General features: G+C 33.7%; 16 protein-coding genes. 10 read left to right on the forward strand and 6 right to left on the reverse strand.

Annotated elements, in window-relative coordinates; translation table 11 throughout:
• Positions 1–3 precede the first annotated feature (3 nt).
• The 10 genes from TD18_RS07570 (at position 4) to TD18_RS16660 (ending at position 9,224) form a co-directional block, all read left to right on the forward strand.
• Complete coding sequence (locus tag TD18_RS07570) at positions 4–1,401, forward strand: short-chain fatty acid transporter (protein WP_040250790.1); 1,398 nt, start codon at positions 4–6, stop codon at positions 1,399–1,401.
• Between the two features lie 29 nt (positions 1,402–1,430).
• Positions 1,431–2,474 carry a hypothetical protein gene (locus TD18_RS07575; protein WP_040250792.1) on the forward strand — a complete coding sequence of 348 codons (1,044 nt, stop codon included), beginning with the start codon at positions 1,431–1,433 and terminating at the stop codon, positions 2,472–2,474.
• 2 nt (positions 2,475–2,476) lie between these two features.
• On the forward strand, positions 2,477–3,892 hold the full coding sequence (locus TD18_RS07580; RefSeq protein WP_040250795.1) for an MBOAT family O-acyltransferase: 1,416 nt from the start codon (positions 2,477–2,479) through the stop codon (positions 3,890–3,892).
• A gap of 21 nt (positions 3,893–3,913) precedes the next feature.
• A complete protein-coding gene (locus tag TD18_RS07585; RefSeq protein ID WP_040250797.1) occupies positions 3,914–5,176 on the forward strand; it encodes a DUF418 domain-containing protein in 1,263 nt (420 codons plus the stop codon).
• 35 nt (positions 5,177–5,211) lie between these two features.
• Entirely contained in the window at positions 5,212–5,547 is a 336-nt protein-coding gene (locus TD18_RS07590; RefSeq protein ID WP_040250801.1) for a hypothetical protein, read from the forward strand.
• 18 nt (positions 5,548–5,565) lie between these two features.
• Positions 5,566–6,867 carry an APC family permease gene (locus TD18_RS07595; protein ID WP_040250804.1) on the forward strand — a complete coding sequence of 434 codons (1,302 nt, stop codon included), beginning with the start codon at positions 5,566–5,568 and terminating at the stop codon, positions 6,865–6,867.
• A 164-nt stretch (positions 6,868–7,031) separates the two neighbouring features.
• Complete coding sequence (locus tag TD18_RS16655; protein WP_162483190.1) at positions 7,032–7,739, forward strand: DUF6090 family protein; 708 nt, start codon at positions 7,032–7,034, stop codon at positions 7,737–7,739.
• Positions 7,717–8,139, forward strand: a complete 423-nt coding sequence (locus TD18_RS07605; protein ID WP_241480655.1) for a cupin domain-containing protein — start codon at positions 7,717–7,719, stop codon at positions 8,137–8,139. Before TD18_RS16655 ends, TD18_RS07605 begins: the two co-directional genes overlap by 23 nt.
• Positions 8,140–8,234: 95 nt before the next feature.
• Positions 8,235–8,363: a hypothetical protein gene (locus TD18_RS17520; protein WP_262501191.1), complete on the forward strand. Its 129-nt coding sequence runs from the start codon at positions 8,235–8,237 to the stop codon at positions 8,361–8,363.
• 54 nt (positions 8,364–8,417) lie between these two features.
• The gene (locus tag TD18_RS16660; RefSeq protein WP_052461090.1) at positions 8,418–9,224 is read left to right on the forward strand and encodes a M23 family metallopeptidase; all 807 of its coding nucleotides are present in this window, start codon (positions 8,418–8,420) and stop codon (positions 9,222–9,224) included.
• A 1-nt stretch (position 9,225) separates the two neighbouring features.
• Here TD18_RS16660 and TD18_RS07615 read toward each other — a convergent pair whose 3' ends face one another.
• The 6 genes from TD18_RS07615 to TD18_RS07640 form a co-directional block, all read right to left on the reverse strand.
• Positions 9,226–9,801 (reverse strand): hypothetical protein, encoded by a 576-nt coding sequence (locus tag TD18_RS07615; RefSeq protein ID WP_040250807.1) that lies wholly within the window; start codon positions 9,799–9,801, stop codon positions 9,226–9,228.
• 3 nt (positions 9,802–9,804) lie between these two features.
• On the reverse strand, positions 9,805–11,208 hold the full coding sequence (locus TD18_RS07620; RefSeq protein WP_040250810.1) for a M20/M25/M40 family metallo-hydrolase: 1,404 nt from the start codon (positions 11,206–11,208) through the stop codon (positions 9,805–9,807).
• A gap of 69 nt (positions 11,209–11,277) precedes the next feature.
• Positions 11,278–12,156: a PPK2 family polyphosphate kinase gene (locus tag TD18_RS07625; protein WP_040250813.1), complete on the reverse strand. Its 879-nt coding sequence runs from the start codon at positions 12,154–12,156 to the stop codon at positions 11,278–11,280.
• Positions 12,157–12,165: 9 nt separating this feature from the next.
• Positions 12,166–13,329 (reverse strand): sigma-54-dependent transcriptional regulator, encoded by a 1,164-nt coding sequence (locus tag TD18_RS07630; protein ID WP_040250816.1) that lies wholly within the window; start codon positions 13,327–13,329, stop codon positions 12,166–12,168.
• A 2-nt stretch (positions 13,330–13,331) separates the two neighbouring features.
• Positions 13,332–14,216, reverse strand: a complete 885-nt coding sequence (locus tag TD18_RS07635; RefSeq protein ID WP_040250819.1) for a DUF6268 family outer membrane beta-barrel protein — start codon at positions 14,214–14,216, stop codon at positions 13,332–13,334.
• Between the two features lie 30 nt (positions 14,217–14,246).
• Entirely contained in the window at positions 14,247–15,128 is an 882-nt protein-coding gene (locus TD18_RS07640) for a mechanosensitive ion channel family protein (protein ID WP_040250822.1), read from the reverse strand.
• Between the last annotated feature and the right edge of the window lie 2 nt (positions 15,129–15,130).

Raw genomic sequence — 15,130 nt, forward strand, 5'->3', positions numbered from 1 at the left:
ATTATGCTAACCAAACTAGGTGAAAGGTTTACAATTATTTTTCAAAAGTATATGCCAGATGCATTTGTTTTTGCGCTTATACTAACATTAATCACAGGCCTCTCTGCATATATTTGGTCTGGTAAAAATATAATGGAGATTATAGTTGCATGGTATGATGGCTTTTGGTCGCTCTTAGAATTTGGAATGCAAATTGTTTTAATCATAATTACAGGATTTGCTATTGCATTATCTCCAGTGATTAATAGAGGTATTGATATTTTAACCAGTTACATCAAATCACCACGACAGGTTTATTTTTTTGTCACTTTAATTGGAGCTTTATTATCATTGGTAAGCTTTGGGTGGATTGTCATTACTTGTGTATTAGCCAGAGAATTAGCTTTACGTATAAAAGGCATTAATTATCCATTTTTAATTGCTTGTGTTTACTTTTCTGGCGGAAGCTGGGTTTCCGGACTTTCAAGTTCTATTCCTTTATTATTGGGAACAGAAAACAATTATTTAATTGAAGCTGGAGTTTTAACGGAAACTATTTCAACGACTACAACACTAGGTTCTCCTTTAAACGTAGCAATGCTTGCTTTATACGTCGCTTTTGCGCCTCTATTGATTGTATTTCTAATTCCGAAAGAAAAAAAATTAACACAACTGGAAGACATGCTGGAAGTAAAGTCTTCACAAAAAGAGAAGTCTATCAAAGAGGAAGCTTCCAGTTTAAACCTATCCTTCAGCTCATTATCAGATCGTTTAAACAACAATTTTATTCTTCAATTTAGTATTGTTTTAATCGGTCTCATTTATATCGTTTATCACTTTCAGACCAATGGTTTTGAACTGAATTTTAATATCATGATTTTCATTTTCATAATGGTTGGATTAGCATTACATAAAACACCAATGCGTTATGTGATTGCTATGAAACGTTCTAGTACAAACATCTCAGGAGTTTTGTATCAATATCCATTTTATGCAGGCATCATGGGCATAATGATACATACTGGTTTAGGTGAAGAATTAGCAAATTTACTCGCTTCAACAGCTACAATAGATAACTATCCGTTTTTTGCTTATGTAACAGGTGGCTTTGTCAATTTTGCAATTCCTTCAGCTGGTGGTGAATTTGCTGTTGTTGGTCCGAGCATTATCAATGCTGTCTCAGAAATTGGCACTGGATTACAACCTGAAGAGCTTAACAAAATGATCTCAAGAGCTTCCCTGTCAGTTGCCTATGGCGAAAGCTTAACTAATTTACTACAGCCTTTTTTCTTACTTCTGGTATTTCCAATTATGGGAAAAGGCATTAAAATCCAAGCACGAGATGTGATGGGTTATTTAGTCTTACCATTTTTACTATTTTTTTTAATTCAATCTATTCTCATAACCTATATACCATTGTAAATTAATGTATCAACCAAAACCAACCAAAAATGAATCTAAAACAATCAATGCTTATCGCAGTAGCTTTAAGTTTACTAAGTCTAGTTGCTTGGGAATGTTATTGGAGAGCACATGGTAAACTACCAGATATTGACGACAATAAAGACCTCTGGGCAGTACAAAGAGCCAAAGTTGAAACCTTATCTAAAGAAGACGTTGTCCTTATGGGATCTTCCAGAGTCCTTTTTGATATTCAATTAAATGAATGGGAAAAAGAAACTGGAATTAGACCCATTCAATTAGCAACTGCTGGTGCTTCGCCTCTACCTATTTTTCACGATATCGTAAACAATACAGATTATATAGGAACTGTCATAGTTGGTGTAACACCAGGACTGTTCTTCTCAACCACATTTCCCGAAGCTGGTCCGTGGAAACGAGCACAAACTCGTGTTGAGCATTATGAAAACCGAACGTATGCGCAACGCATCAACCATTGTTTATCAATGCCTCTTCAAAAACATCTGGTTTTTATATCCACTTCAGAAGAAGGCTGGTCAGATGACATCGATTTAAAGTCCTTACTAAATTCTGTCTCTTTAGGTGCCGAAAGATTAGAAAAACCACAATTTCCTCCATTTTATAAGTTTGAATATATGGATGAAAACCGCAACGTGAGAATGTCTGATAAGACTGCTAATGATACTGCCTTTGCCAGAACTGTAAAAAACGTTTGGCAAAGCATTGTAGAAGGTAATGACAGACCTCCTCAAAAGAAAGAAACAACGCAATTTTTTGTTGAAGACGCTAAAAAATTCAAGGCTAGAGGTGGGAACCTTATCCTATTGCGATGTCCTTCTACTGGTTTGTTTAAAGATATTGAATCGAAACATTTGGCAAGAACTGATTTTTGGCAAGAATTGGTAAAAGCGACCGAAGCTAAAGCATATCACTATGCCGATTATGAATCATTAAAAAATCTTGACTGCCCAGAATGGTCACATTTATCGGGACCAGATGCCAGTTTCTTCACTGCTGAACTAGTGAAAATCATGAAAGCCGATGGTGCATTAACCAACTCTAAAACCAACTAATTATGTTATTCAACTCATTAAGTTTCGTAGTGTTTTTAGTCATTGTTTTAGCACTATACTATTCGAAAATTTTTAAATGGACTGGTAAAAAAAGAATGTTGCTTTTAGCGAGTTATGTTTTTTACGGACTATGGAATCCGCCTTTAGTTATCCTACTTTGGATTTCAACACTAGTGGATTGGACAGCAGGAAACAAATTAGCAATTGAAGAAAATCAGAAAAAGCGTAAAATGTGGTTGCTTCTTAGCATGTTTGTGAATTTGGGCTTTCTTGCTTTTTTCAAATATGGTAATTTCTTATTAGAGAACTTTACTTTGGGACTGAATGCTCTAGGTTTAGCTTACGAACCAAAACCAATGGACATCATTCTTCCTATGGGCATTTCCTTTTATACGTTTCAAACCATGTCTTACACGATAGACATGTATAATAAAAAAATCAAGCCTGCTCGTACGTTTTTAGATTTTGCGCTATATGTAACATTCTTTCCACAGTTAGTGGCAGGACCAATTGTAAGAGCCAAAGATTTAATCACGCAATTTTATGAAGAGAAAAAAGCTACGAGTCAACAGTTTATTTGGGGAACATTTCTGCTAACTATTGGTTTATTTCAAAAAGTGGTTTTGGCAGATACTCTGTTAGCTGATGTTTCTGATCAGGTTTTCGGATCTAAAGAAATGTTGCATAGTTTAGATGCATGGACAGGAACTCTGGCTTTCTCCGGACAGATATTTTTTGACTTTGCTGGATATTCAACATGTGCTATCGGAATTGCCTTAATGCTTGGTATAATCTTACCAGACAATTTTAGATATCCTTATGCAGCCATTGGTTTTTCAGATTTATGGAAACGCTGGCACATTTCATTATCAACCTGGTTAAGAGATTATCTCTATATTCCTTTAGGCGGAAACCGAAATGGATTAACCAGAATGTATGTCGCGTTAATGTTAACTATGTTACTTGGAGGATTATGGCATGGAGCAGCATGGACCTTTGTTATTTGGGGAGCATTGCATGGTATGTATTTAGTAGTAGAACGTTTGTTAAAGACTAAAATTACCATTAAAATCAATGCGTTAAATGGTGTTCTTCTAGCATTACTCACCTACACGCTTGTCAACTTTACTTGGGTGTTTTTTAGAGCCAGAGAATTTTCAACAGCAAAGAATATGATAAGTTCTATGTTGTTTATGAATCCTGAAGGCAGCAAAATATTACATGGCTTTGATGTGCTTAAGGTTTTGACATTAATTAGTTTATTATTTATTTGCCATTGGATCATGAGAAACACATCAATGAAAGAGGTTTCTAAGAAAATACATCCAGTAATCTTGGGTGTAATTTGGGCTATGCTGTTGTTTTTGATATCGATTTCTCAAGGCAGTGGTGAGCAGTTTATTTATTTTCAATTTTAAGTCTAAATTATTAAATAAGTCATGAACACAAACAAAATACAAAACGTTCAACCTGTTCAAAAACAAGATCGTATTCAATTCTTAGATGTCTTGAGAGGTATTGCTATTTTCTTTATTTTCAGTGCTAATATCGTGGTGTTTTCAGGTTTATTATTCTTTTCTGATGACGCTAAATATCCTGAAGCCATTCTTAGTTCAGATGTATATTTAGACTTTATAATGTTTACTTTAGTTGATGGGAAATTTTATTCTATTTTCTCCTTACTTTTTGGGATTGGTTGTGTTATTCAGTTCAACAATGTACAAAGTAAGAACAAACCGTTTGCTCCTTTTTTTAGACGACGTATGTTCTGGCTTCTAATAATAGGTTTAATTCATTTATGCTTATTCTGGCTAGGCGATATTTTAACCTTATACGCTTTACTAGGATTTACTTTGATTTATTTCATTAAGGTTTCAAACAAAAAACTATTGATTTATGCTACGATTTTGATCTTATTTCCAATCGTCAACTGGTTGTTTGTACACTTTACAGACCTTAATTATGCTCAGATTTTCTTTAATACATCAGTTGCATATTATGAATTCTTCGGACTGCCATTAGCAGAATGGAATGGATCCCATTTTCCTGATTTTCAAAAATTGGAATTGAATGAAAGACTAATAGATTTTTTCAAAATGAATATTGGTAATACGTTTGTTAGAATTGGTGCCATTTTAGAAGAAGGACGGATTTTCAAAGTTTTGGGGATTTTTCTCATCGGACTTTGGGCTGGAAGAAAAATATTGAATGAAAATCTATTAAACAACTTAACACTTCTCAAAAAAATTGCGTTTTGGGGAATTCTCATCGGTTTACCAATAAGTATAATCAGAACTTATATAGAATTTTTTGGAGGTTCAGAAGCCTATTGGGATTTATTTAAAACCATTACTTATGCTTTAGGAACTGTGCCTCTAGCTATGGGATTAGCAAGCCTACTAGCATTATTATATTTTAAAAAGCCTTCATATTTTTCGGTATTTGCTCCAGTTGGAAAATTAGCACTGAGCAACTATCTTTTTCAAACCTTTATAGCTGTTATACTATTCTACGGAATTGGTTTCGGTTTCGCAGGAAAATTTGGATTCACAGTTGTAATGCTAATGTCCATTTGCATTTTTACAGTACAGGTAATCATGAGCAAGTTATGGCTTAAACACTTTAGATTTGGTCCATTTGAATGGATTTGGAGACAGTTAACCTACAAAAAACGACTGAAACTATTACAAGACAAAATTTGATTGCGTAACACTTCTAAACTAAAACATTTAATCTTATGATTACAAAAATTGACCGCTGGACAAAACCTGAACTTCACATATATATTCTTCTACTATGTGCTAACGCAGATTCAAACGAAACTGAAGTTGAAATAGAAATGATTAAATCTAAAGTAGATCCAGAAACATTTGACAAAATCTACACAGAATTTAAATCAGATTCCGAAGACGTGCAGTTTGAAAAAATAGATGATAACATTCAATGCCATGATTACAATAACATGGAACTGGCTAAATTTCGTCAGGAAATTCATGAGATATTTTTCAGCGATGGAAAATTCATGATGATGGAACAGAATTTAAATCGCATATTAGACAATATTTTATACTAAGCTAACAACACTTAATACATGGAACAAGACGAAGGATTAAAACGAAGTATTGGTGTATTTGGCTTATCGGCTAATATTGTAAACATCATGATTGGCGCAGGTATCTTTGCATTACCAGCAATTATTACAGGCATAATGGGATCTGCTAGTATATTTTCATACATTTTTTGTGGTATTCTAATAACCTTAATTGTCCTCTGTTTTGCCGAAGCTGGGACTAAAGTAAATAACACAGGTGGTCCTTACACCTACATTGAAACCGCTTTTGGAGATTATGCTGGATTCATTGCAGGTGTTTTTGCTTCTGGTAGTAATATGATAGCAAGCGCAGCAGTAGCAAATGCTCTTGTAAATATTTTAATGACTCTCCATCCTGTTTTTGAATTGCCTTGGGTTCGTATAAGCTTTCTTTTCATAATGTATTTTAGTTTTGCTTTTATTAATATTAAGGGTGTTAAACAAGGAATTGGTTTAATAAAACTTAATACCATTTTAAAAGTAAGTCCGTTACTTATTTTAGTCATTTTTGGATTAAGTCAAATATCAACAGATAATCTTCATATTGAAACCTTACCTGAATTAAGTCAGCTAGGAGAATCATCACTCATCTTATTTTTTGCATTTTTAGGTTGTGAAACCGGATTGATCGTTGGTGGTGAAATCAAGAATCCAAAACGAACCATTCCTCGTGCTATTTTAATAAGTATTGGTTCTGTTGTTGTACTGTACATCCTTATTCAAACGGTTTGCCAAGGTATTCTTGGTGATGCATTAGCAAATTATAAAGCAGCTCCTTTAGCTGAAACTGCCAAAGTTATTTTAGGTCCTTTTGGATTTATTCTATTAATCATTGGTGCAGCAGTTTCTATGTTTGGAAATATTAGTGGTGATGTATTAAACTCACCAAGAATTTTATTTGCATTATCTAGAGATAACGTCATTCCTATTAAACAATTATCTAAAGTTCATTCAAAATTTGCCACACCTCATATTGCCATTATCACACATACACTTATTACTTTTGTTTTGGCTGTAACTGGTAGTTTTGAGCAACTGGTTATTCTTGCTACTGCTTCTCTACTTTTACTTTACTTAGGAGTTGCTTGTTCGGTTATAAAATTACGAAAAACTCACAACGCTGAACCTGGTGAATTTAAAATACCTGGAGGAAAACTAGTACCTTTATTATCTATTGGAATTATCGTTTATTTTCTATCGAATTTAACATTGAAAGAAATCATAGGTACAGGAATTTTCATAGCAGTACTTTCGATTCTTTTCATTATCATTACCAAGATGAAATCTAAAATGAATGATTAAATCCATAACAAATACTCGTAAAAACGTATTAGATAAAAATGAATTATTTTGTCATTTCGCACGTGATGTGGAATCCAATTTTAATGAGATCCTGAAACAAATTCAGGGCGACAATACTTTTTAATATGATTAAGTTCTTCAGACACATTCGTCAAAATTTACTCATGGAAAACAAAACCTCCAAATACTTCAAATACGCCATTGGTGAAATTGTTCTGGTTGTCATTGGAATTTTAATTGCGCTTCAGATTAACACCTGGAATAAGCAAAATGAGGAACATGAATTAGAACTTAAAATACTTCAAGAAATACGAGTAAATCTAAATCTGGATCTGAATGAAATTCAGGAAGATATCGAAATAATGGCTGATATTAATGCAGCTTGTGATGACGTAAATACTTATTTAAGAACTCAAGAAAGTCCTTCCGAGAAATTCTTTAATAATGCTGCTATACTTAGAGTAACACCTCATTTTGACCCAAATACCAGTGGTTACGGACTTTTAGTTTCAAAAGGAATCGGAATCATTTCTAGTGATAGTTTAAGAAATGATATATCATTACACTATGAAAGACTCTATAGCTATTACAAGCGTTATGAAGAAGAACGTTTACGGTTTCATGCCTTACATAGCGAACCAAAGCTAATACAACATTTCACGCCTCTTTATGATGAAACTCAAAAGTATTACTTAAAACACAAAATTTCTCAAGAAGGTTTTAATATCCTAAAAAAAGATTCAGCATTTACTAAAGTTATTTCAGCAATAGCGTATGAAAATTCTAGCGTTAAAAACAGAGCAGAACGCGTAGAGAAGAGTATATTGTCACTAATTAAATCGCTTGATAATGAAATTAAGTCCTTACAATAGTCAATATATGCACAGAATAAATAGTAAGTTCCCTTTTAAAATTGTAAGTCCAATTATTCTCCTATTACTTTTATGTAATTGTAAAAACAACCATCAACTGCCTGATCCGGTTGAAGCTGGATGGAATAATCAGGTAATTTGTGAAGTCATTGAAGATAACGACAAACTAAGAACACTTCAATGTACTTTCCCACCTGGTGTTGGTCACGAACGTCATTACCACAAAGCCCATTATGGCTATACAGTTGCTGGAAGTACATTTAGAATTAAAGATACTTCTGGAACTCGAGAGGTCAATGTACCTACGGGATATTCATTTTACAACGACAAAATTGAGTGGCATGAAGTTTTGAATATTGGTGATAGTACTGCAGTTTTTTTAATTGTTGAACCAAAATAGCCGTACTGCTATGGACTCAAAATCACAATTCTTGTTAAATTTAACAGTAGCAACATCTGTTTTCATAATTTCGTGACTTATTCAATGTTGATGTTATGAATGGATTTGATATTGTAATGGTCATTGCCATTATACTTTTTGCAAGATTAGGTGTTCGCTTAGTAACCGGTTATATTAAAATGCGAAAAGCGTCTGAAAATGAAGAAGAAAAAACGAAAGAATAATTAATTTTCTCATTAAAAAATGTAACATTTTAGGAGGACAATCATCTTAAATATATGAAACATTTGATTTTAACACTTGCAATCCTTCTTTTCATTCAATACACTAATGCTCAAGAAATCAAACGAATACAAGCTATTCAAAATGATTCATTATATATAGACCTTACCAATAGTCTTTTTGCTCCAATAGAAATACAGTTTACTGTTTTAGATTCTACGAAATCATTTCTCAAATGTAATCCTTACGGTCTTTTAAAGGTAGGTGATACTTTAAAACGAGCTTTAGTTATTCCTCTTGAAAAAGTTGAAGATACTGGAAAAGTTAACTTTAGGACCTATCTCGATTATAACATCACTTTTGGCGTTCCAAATGAAACTTATGATACTGACTTTAAATATGAACTACCTTTTAAAAAAGGAAAACGCTATAAAGTCATTCAAAGTTTTGGAGGTAAATTTTCCCATAACAAAAGCCATTCAAAATATGCAATTGATTTTGGCTTACCCATAGGCGATACAATTACAGCTGCCAGAAGAGGAAAAGTCTATTTTGTGAAAGAAGATTCCAAAGAGCACTGCAGAACTATAAAATGTATTGATATGGCTAATAAAATCTATATCATACATGATGATGGTACAATGGCACATTATGTGCATTTAGATTTTGAAGGCGCTCTGGTAGAGGTTGGAGATACTGTTGAAGCAAATCAACCTATTGGCATTTCAGGCATGACAGGTTTTACAACCATTCCTCATCTACATTTTGTTTTATATAAAGCTCGAAGTGTGTCTATACCTTTTACGTTTAAAGGCATAAAACATAAGAAATTAAAGCAGGGAAAATACTACAGAAATAATTAAACTAGTCCTTTACTGTACCACTAAAATGACTCACCTTAGGATTAATGGCGTTTCCAGAACTTCTTCGGAATGATGCTAACTGACCACAATGCCAAATAGCATCAGCTATCGGACCGTTAATTTGATTCCAAAATGGTACTTCTCGTTCACCAAAAATAATTTTGAATTGCGATATATCGTCACTTGCTCTTAAAATATCAGCAGCAGTCTTCAGATTTTTTAAGGTTTGTTCTCGTTTTTGCTCATAGGACAATTTAGAATTATCAATTTTACCATTTGCTTTCTTTAAAGTAGCATTGACAATAATGTAAGACAACTCTAAAATATGGTCTATCGTTTCGGCTGTAGTACGAACATCTTCACTGGGTTGAAATTCTAAATCTTTTTCAGACAAACCTTCGCTTGCCCAGTAAAACCGAAATCCGAGAGCATCTACCATTCTTGCTGCAACGGTTCCAGCAGTAAAGGTTTCAGAATATTCTGGAATTTCGTAATATGGCAAACGTTCTTCTGAAATATTTTGTGCAGTAAGTGTTGCTGAAATTATTAGAAAAAATAAGACTACAAATTGTTTCATAACTTAATCTTTAATTCCAGAATCATTAGTAATTGTATCAGTTCCGTATTTATCAATCAAATAAATTAAAGCTGTCATAGATGCAGTACCAAGTTCTAGTTCCCGTTTATTCACATGTTCAAAAGTATCATTCGCAGCATGATGATGATCAAAATAACGTTGTGAATCTGGACGTAAGCCAGCCAAGACGATGTTATCATTTTTTAACGGACCAATATCTGCGCCACTATAACCTTCTTCAAAATAATGAATCAAATAGGGTTTAAATAACGATCTCCAACTCTGAACTTTAGTCAGAAAAGCTTCACTAGATTGAAAACTAAAACCTCTAGGAGTAAATCCTCCCGAATCACTTTCTAAGGCAAAAATATGATTCTCCCCTTGTTGTTTCGCTACCTCAGCATACTTTCTTCCGCCACGCAATCCGTTTTCTTCATTCATAAACAACACAGCACGAATGGTTCTTTTAGGACGAATTCCACTTTCTTTTAATAAACGAAGCACATCCATAGACTGCACTACTCCTGCTCCATCATCATGAGAACCATCTCCTAAATCCCATGAATCTAGATGACCTCCAACCACAATAATTTCATCTGGAAACTCACTTCCCGTAATTTCTCCAATAACATTATAAGACTGCACATCCTCTAATTGCTTACAACTCTGACTGAAATACAATTTGATATTTTTATCAAGTGCTAACATTCCGCTAAGTAGTTCAGCGTCGTTAGTACTTATTGCTGCAGAAGGAATACGTTGAGAGTTTGGTAAATCACCATAACTCATACTTCCTGTATGTGGAAAATCGTCTAATCTTAAATTTAAAGAACGCACAATAACACCTACTGCGCCATACTTTGCAGCTTCTCTAGCACCAGAATAACGTTCACTTGAACATCCTCCATATGCATCAAATGTATTGATTAAATTAGCCTGCATTGGTCGGTTAATAAACACGATTTTTCCTTTGATTTTCGCTTCCCCTATGGCTTCTAAGTCTTTATAAGTAGCCACTTCAATCAAGTTGGCCTTTACTCCTCCTGAAGGCGTTGAAACCGATCCACCTAGTGCACAAATATTTACACTAGTTGTTTTTCCAGGTGAGGTTTCTATATAAGCAAATTCAGGAGTTCCTCTCACCCAACGTGGCACCATGACTGGCTGAAGCCAAACTTTATCAAGACCTAATTTTTCAAATTCTTCTTTAGTATATGCAACAGCTCGTTCTGCATTTAATGAACCCGATAGTCGTCCGCCAATTTCATTAGATAAATGATCTAACCATTGGTAACTCATTCCGTTAGTTAAAGAATTATCATAAATTTTTTTTAGATTTTCAGCATCAGTTTGTGCTGAAATTTGGAAAGTAACTGCAATAGAAAATAATAGAATGATGCGCTTCATAGAAATATTTTAATCGAAGCTAAATATACTATTTAAAATGTTGGAGATTTATAAAGAAATCTTAAAATACTACTCGTTTTCAAGTTGTTTTAAATAAACATCCAGATTTGCTTTAACCTCATCATCAAGTTCTGGTTCTTTAATATCCTTAAAAGTTTTTAAAGTATCAAGTAAGGTTCGTGCCAAAATATATCTGGCTGTTGGTTTATCATCAGCCGGAATCGTAAACCAAGGTGCATGTGGCTTAGAAGTTCGGTTGATGGCATCTTCATAGCAGTCTTGATATTCATCCCAAAGTTTTCGTTCTTTTAAATCGCCTGGAGAAAATTTCCAGTTTTTATTAGGCTTTTCAAGACGTCGAATGAGACGATTTTTTTGTTCCTCTTTAGACAAGTGCAAAAAGAATTTAAAAACAATAGTTCCATTTTGCGCAATGTGCTTTTCAAAATTATTGATTTGCTCAAAACGCTCATTCCAGAAGCTCTCATCTATATCTTCTACAGAATTGATATGCGGTAAGTATTCACCAAGAATATATTCGGGATGTACTCGAGTTACCAGTACATTTTCATAATGTGTTCTATTAAATACACCAAATTTGCCACGTGCTGGAAGCGCTATATAATGTCGCCATAAATAATCGTGTTTTTTTTCAATTTCTGTTGGAACTTTAAAACTGTGCACCACAACACCTCTAGCATTAAGTTCTTTAAAAACTTCACGTATTAAGCTATCTTTTCCAGCAGTATCCATGCCTTGAATACAAATAAGAACTGCGTATTTTCCATGCGCATACATGGCATTTTGAATCTTAGCCAAATCTTTGCAGACGTCTTCAAGTGCACTTTCTATGTCTTTTTTATCTGCTTCTAAATCGAAGATCGTTGAGACCTTATCCAATTGAATGGGCTTGGTAACCTTGAAGTCATTTACATTAATTTCTTTCATAATCACTAATTATTTTGATGCGAATAGTTTAACATCCTCCTCACTAACTTCATTTCCTCCAAGAATTATGAGTCGTTCAACAACGTTTCGTAACTCACGAATATTACCTGTCCAATCATAGTCTTGAAGCAGTTTTATGGCTTTATCTGAAAATTCTTTTTTGGCATTCCCTTGCTCCTCAGCAATTTTAGATGAAAAATGATTAATCAACAATGGAATATCTTCTCGTCTGTCATTTAAAGCAGGAACCTTTATAAGAATCACAGCTAATCTGTGGTATAAATCTTCTCGAAATCTACCTTCTGAAATTTCAGTTTTTAAATCTTTATTAGTTGCTGCAACGACTCTAACATCAACTTTAATATCTTTATCGTTCCCAACACGCTGAATTTTATTTTCCTGTAAAGCTCTTAGCACTTTGGCTTGGGCAGAAAGACTCATGTCTCCGATTTCATCTAAAAAAATAGTGCCACCATTAGCCGCTTCAAACTTTCCTGCTCTGTCTTTTACAGCACTTGTAAACGCACCTTTGACATGACCAAAAAGTTCACTTTCAATCAACTCAGCAGGAATTGCAGCACAATTGACTTCGATTAGAGGACCTTTTGAGCGTGCACTTTTTTGATGCAACCAATGCGCAACAAGTTCTTTTCCTGTTCCGTTCGGACCAGTAATTAAAACTCTGGCATCTGTTGCAGATACTTTTTCAATCATGTCTTTGATATGAGCAATGGCCTCACTCTCACCAATCATTTCATATTGCTTACTAACTTTCTTTTTAAGCATTTTATTCTCAACAACTAGCGTTTTTGTATCTAATGCGATTCGCACTGTATTGAGTAATCTATTTAAATCTGGTGGCTTCGAAATGTAATCAAAAGCTCCTAAACGCATCGTATTGACAGCTGTATCGAGATCGCCATGACCTGAGATCATAACCATTGGAATTTCTGGTTTGATTTTTTTGACAGCTTCTAAAACTTCAACACCATCCATTTTAGGCATTTTAATATCGCAGAGTACTAAATCGTAGTCATCATTTTTTATCTTTTCAATACCAACCAGACCATCTTCAGCTTCTTCAACCTGATACGTATCACTTTCTTCTGAAAGAATTTTTACAAGTACTCTTCGAATTGCTGCTTCATCTTCTATGACTAAAATCTTTGACATAATTATATTTTAAATTTTAAACCTGTTCTTAAATAAAAAGCATTTATATCATCTAATTTAAACACTTCCCCTTTTTCTTCATTTCGCAATATATTGTTCAATCGAAATGTATAACCTGCATACATGTAATATACTAAATGTTTTGTAAAGCAATATTCATAACCTACACCTCCTACTGCAACTGATAAAGATATATTATCAACCTGTTTACCATTTACTAATGAAGGCTCTTGCAAATGTGCAAAATAACCATCCAGAGCAACGAAGGTCTGAACTATATTTTTCTCATTAAAGAAATATTTGACATTGGATTTTGGAACACCGGCAGAATAAGACCAATGAGCATTCACTCTTCTAAAATAACTTACAAATGGCAGTGGAAACGGCACTCCAGTAGTCGCATTATAAGTTAAACCTAATATTAAACGGTAAGGCTTACTAGCACTCTCATCCTTAGTGCGATCATTTATAACAAACACACCACCATTCATAAAAAAATCATCTTGTGTTAATTTTGTGGTTAGTGTAGATGCTATTCTTGGATTAAATTTTAAACCAATTCTCCATTTCTCGCTAGTTTTAAAAGTATAACCAATGTTTAAATCAATGATATTAATCGTTTTTAAAAGGGAAGTATCAAACGGATAATTATCTTCCAGATTTAAAATCACCCTATTGTACTCAGCACCTGCAATAAGATAGTTGTCTTCTGAAATTTCAATAGGATAATTAAACAATGCTCTAAGCCTTGTATATTGATCTTCAGAATTACTTTTTGGTATAAATGAATATTCAATCCTTGCCAAGTCGGTAAGTTGCGCTACAGCAGTACTATGAAACGAACCTATTAGTAGTAAAAACAAAGCTAGACGAAGTTTATTTGGCATAAATAAAAATTGATTTTAAAATTAAATAACTTATTTCGCTTGTTCTTTGATATGAATATCTCTTTGAGGAAACGGAATAGTGATATTGTTTTCTCTGAATAATTTATCAATTTCAAATCGAATATCACTTTTAGGGAATTGCGCCTTAAAACTGTCGTTGATCGTGAACACAATTTTAAAATCTAATGAACTTTCTCCAAAATCAGTAAAAACAACAGTAGGTTCTGGGCTACTAATAACATCCGGATGCGTACTTGCAGCTTGTAATAATAATGTTTTTACTAACTGAACATCGCTTCCGTATGCCACTCCAACTGAAACACTTTCTCTGGTAGAAGTTCCGTTTTGAGTCCAATTATACAAGCTATTTTCCAAATACAAGTGATTCGGTATTACCAGCACTTTATTATCAATTGTAACGGCTCTTGTTGTTCGTAAATTGATTTCTTCAACACGACCTACTTTTCCATCAATTTCAATAATATCACCAACATGTACAGATTGATCGATTAGAATAAACACTCCTGAAATTATATCCTGAAATAAGGTTTGCAGCGCCAGACCAATTCCAATTAATAAAGCGGCAGATGCAGCGAAAACCGCAGTTACATCAACACCAACAGAGTGTAACGTTATAAGTAAAATAATAAGATAGACAAGCCATCTAAAATAGCCATAGACCACATTAAATTTGCCTTTATCCTCAATTGGTAGATGCCTGGTGAAAGCTCTAAGGGCTATTCTTAAAATGATGGTCGTAATAAATATAGCAGTAATTACTACTAACATATCAAGAATTGAAATGCTAATATCTTCAGAAAGATCTAAATGTAAGTTGAGAAACGTTCTTATTTTTTCCCAAGCAGAACTTTCTGTTATTGTTTCTTCTAAGGCAGATAGATCCTGAATCATGA

Source organism: Psychroserpens mesophilus (genome assembly GCF_000826645.1).
Lineage (GTDB): Bacteria > Bacteroidota > Bacteroidia > Flavobacteriales > Flavobacteriaceae > Psychroserpens > Psychroserpens mesophilus.

What these genes read in the sequence shown, in the direction of transcription:
- TD18_RS07570 (WP_040250790.1), top strand. Translation starts at nt 4, where the DNA reads ATGCTAACCAAACTAGGTGAAAGGTTTACAATTATTTTTCAAAAGTAT.
- TD18_RS07575 (WP_040250792.1), top strand. Translation starts at nt 1,431, where the DNA reads ATGAATCTAAAACAATCAATGCTTATCGCAGTAGCTTTAAGTTTACTA.
- TD18_RS07580 (WP_040250795.1), top strand. Translation starts at nt 2,477, where the DNA reads ATGTTATTCAACTCATTAAGTTTCGTAGTGTTTTTAGTCATTGTTTTA.
- TD18_RS07585 (WP_040250797.1), top strand. Translation starts at nt 3,914, where the DNA reads ATGAACACAAACAAAATACAAAACGTTCAACCTGTTCAAAAACAAGAT.
- TD18_RS07590 (WP_040250801.1), top strand. Translation starts at nt 5,212, where the DNA reads ATGATTACAAAAATTGACCGCTGGACAAAACCTGAACTTCACATATAT.
- TD18_RS07595 (WP_040250804.1), top strand. Translation starts at nt 5,566, where the DNA reads ATGGAACAAGACGAAGGATTAAAACGAAGTATTGGTGTATTTGGCTTA.
- TD18_RS16655 (WP_162483190.1), top strand. Translation starts at nt 7,032, where the DNA reads ATGGAAAACAAAACCTCCAAATACTTCAAATACGCCATTGGTGAAATT.
- TD18_RS07605 (WP_241480655.1), top strand. Translation starts at nt 7,717, where the DNA reads ATGAAATTAAGTCCTTACAATAGTCAATATATGCACAGAATAAATAGT.
- TD18_RS17520 (WP_262501191.1), top strand. Translation starts at nt 8,235, where the DNA reads ATGAATGGATTTGATATTGTAATGGTCATTGCCATTATACTTTTTGCA.
- TD18_RS16660 (WP_052461090.1), top strand. Translation starts at nt 8,418, where the DNA reads ATGAAACATTTGATTTTAACACTTGCAATCCTTCTTTTCATTCAATAC.
- TD18_RS07615 (WP_040250807.1), bottom strand. Translation starts at nt 9,801, where the DNA reads ATGAAACAATTTGTAGTCTTATTTTTTCTAATAATTTCAGCAACACTT.
- TD18_RS07620 (WP_040250810.1), bottom strand. Translation starts at nt 11,208, where the DNA reads ATGAAGCGCATCATTCTATTATTTTCTATTGCAGTTACTTTCCAAATT.
- TD18_RS07625 (WP_040250813.1), bottom strand. Translation starts at nt 12,156, where the DNA reads ATGAAAGAAATTAATGTAAATGACTTCAAGGTTACCAAGCCCATTCAA.
- TD18_RS07630 (WP_040250816.1), bottom strand. Translation starts at nt 13,329, where the DNA reads ATGTCAAAGATTTTAGTCATAGAAGATGAAGCAGCAATTCGAAGAGTA.
- TD18_RS07635 (WP_040250819.1), bottom strand. Translation starts at nt 14,216, where the DNA reads ATGCCAAATAAACTTCGTCTAGCTTTGTTTTTACTACTAATAGGTTCG.
- TD18_RS07640 (WP_040250822.1), bottom strand. Translation starts at nt 15,128, where the DNA reads ATGATTCAGGATCTATCTGCCTTAGAAGAAACAATAACAGAAAGTTCT.